The organism is Bacillus sp. V59.32b (genome assembly GCF_003429085.1).
In the GTDB taxonomy this organism is placed as follows: Bacteria; Bacillota; Bacilli; order Bacillales; family DSM-1321; genus Peribacillus.
The window spans coordinates 1-2,108 of record NZ_QVTC01000096.1; the positions used below are offsets into that span (position 1 = coordinate 1).

Annotated in this window: 2 protein-coding genes and 1 pseudogene; all 3 read left to right on the forward strand. The window is 35.2% G+C overall.

Annotated elements, in window-relative coordinates:
- Nucleotides 1-306: 306 nt before the first annotated feature.
- A pseudogene (locus tag D0463_RS20470) lies at nt 307-393 on the forward strand (cytochrome aa3 quinol oxidase subunit II); the annotation flags it as partial.
- A gap of 525 nt (nt 394-918) precedes the next feature.
- Nucleotides 919-1,593, forward strand: coding sequence for a DsbA family protein (locus D0463_RS17775; protein WP_117308707.1), 675 nt, complete (start codon nt 919-921; stop codon nt 1,591-1,593).
- A gap of 2 nt (nt 1,594-1,595) precedes the next feature.
- Complete coding sequence (locus D0463_RS17780) at nt 1,596-2,027, forward strand: disulfide oxidoreductase (protein ID WP_117308708.1); 432 nt, start codon at nt 1,596-1,598, stop codon at nt 2,025-2,027.
- The last annotated feature ends 81 nt before the right edge of the window (nt 2,028-2,108 follow it).

A 2,108-nucleotide genomic window follows, 5' to 3' on the forward strand; every position in this document is an offset into this window, starting at 1 on the left:
CGCAGGAGTCTCGCAGATTCCCTTCCCAAAAACAACATTATCGTTTAACAGAGCCATTTTTTTAAGAGAATAAATATTAAAATACTATATTGACATAAAAATAAAGGTTCATAAATTAAATGAATACGCAAACAATTAAACCATTTTCCGAAAACGTTTCCAGTCGTTTCCTGCTAATCGTGATCTTTTTGTGACGTGTGCGTTTTTAATCGTATCCATATTAGCCCCTTGGTACTAATATGAATACGATAGTTCCAGAAGTGTGGACTAGGATTTATTACGCTCTAAAGAATATTTGTGAAATAACCGATCACCAGTTTCTGGATCCCTCAGCTTGGTGGGCAAAAATACGCAATGGCTGATATGGTATATATCAGTAGATTTGCTACTGAAAAACAGGAGTAATGTTAAGGATATTGATTATTTATTAAACTCTTCTAACTTACTGAACGGTGTCCCCAAACAGGCTGAACAGAAATGCTTTGTTCGTATATCCAAATAAATTCCATGGTGCCCGATGGTATAATGCTTGTGTGGAAATTATTTAGTGTGCAGTGCTCCACTTCTACTTTACCTAGGGCATACTCAACAAACGGGCATGGGGTTCCACCAATATAGGAAGCGCTCTCAATTGTGTTTCTCGATATTTTGGATATCATTCTCTAAGCAGCCAGCAAACCTCTACTTAAAAAATGATATCCCTCATACAAAACTACCTTCTTATACACATCCGATTTAACCATCATTCTACATAGGAATTTAACATAAAGTCATGCTTATGCATATTAGACAGAATAATTATGTTTTGATATCATCAAATCTTAGCAATGACCAATTATCGTGTCAAATAGTTTTAGGTTGGTTATATGAAATCAATCATTCATATTAAAGATTAATAATAGTTTAGGGGGACGTGAAATGAAGAATAAAGCTTTTTCGTTTAAATATTTAGTAATCATAACCTTGCTTGTTTTTGCTGTTATAACTGCATTAGTTGTTATAAACAAGATGAACGCAGAAACGGAGACAGCCTCTTATGAGAAACAACCTCCTATAAAAGGGCAACCAACCTTAGGGGAATCAGATGCTCCTGTAACAGTAGTAGAATTTGGTGATTTTAAGTGTCCTGCTTGCAAGGCTTGGGGAGACACTGTTTATCCGCAATTAGTAAAAGATTATGTGGACAGTGGAAAAGTGAAATTTTCCTATATTAATGTCGTTTTTCATGGAGAAGAATCCGTGCTTGGATCAATGGCAGCAGAAGCGGTCTTTAAACAAAACCCAGATAAGTATTGGGAATTCCATAAGGAACTTTTTAAGGCACAACCAACAGAAGACCACGATAGCTTATGGATAACTAACGAGAAAATAGTTGAAGTCGCAAAAACCATTCCAGGGATTGATACAAAACGGCTTGAAGAGGATATTACAAATCAATCGGGGATAAATGAAATTAAAAAAGATACTAAATTAGTAGAAGAATTTAAGGTAGAACAAACGCCTAGTATCATGGTGAATGGCACGATGCTTGATGATCCTTTTGATTATGAAAAAATCAAGAGTCTTATAGATGAAGAATTGGAAGGAAATTAATAATGAAAGATGTAAATATGAGACAGTTATATCTGTATTTCGCTTGGATCGTTTCAGTTGTAGCAACACTTGGAAGCTTATACTTTAGTCAGATACGAGGTTTTATTCCCTGTGAACTATGTTGGTATCAACGGATTTTGATGTACCCACTCGCATTAATATTGGGAATCGGGACGTTTCAAAATGACTCGTCTGTTAAGAAGTTTGTGCTTCCGATGGCAATAATAGGCTGGTGTATTTCTTTCTATCATTACTTAGTACAGAAAGTACCAGCGTTTTCGGAAATTAAACCTTGTGTAAGTGGTGTTCCTTGTAGTGCACAATATATAAATTGGTATGGTTTTATCACGATTCCTTTCTTAGCGTTATCAGCCTTTTCTATCATTATTGTTGTTATGATTCTTCTAAAGTCTACTAATCAGGAAGATAAATAAAAGGAAAAGGCAATTCCCAATGTAAACTGTACCCTATGTAAAGGACATTTTAAAAAAGGTCAGGCAGCCTGAAGAAGATGA

What these genes read in the sequence shown, in the direction of transcription:
- D0463_RS17775 (WP_117308707.1), top strand. Translation starts at nt 919, where the DNA reads ATGAAGAATAAAGCTTTTTCGTTTAAATATTTAGTAATCATAACCTTG.
- D0463_RS17780 (WP_117308708.1), top strand. Translation starts at nt 1,596, where the DNA reads ATGAAAGATGTAAATATGAGACAGTTATATCTGTATTTCGCTTGGATC.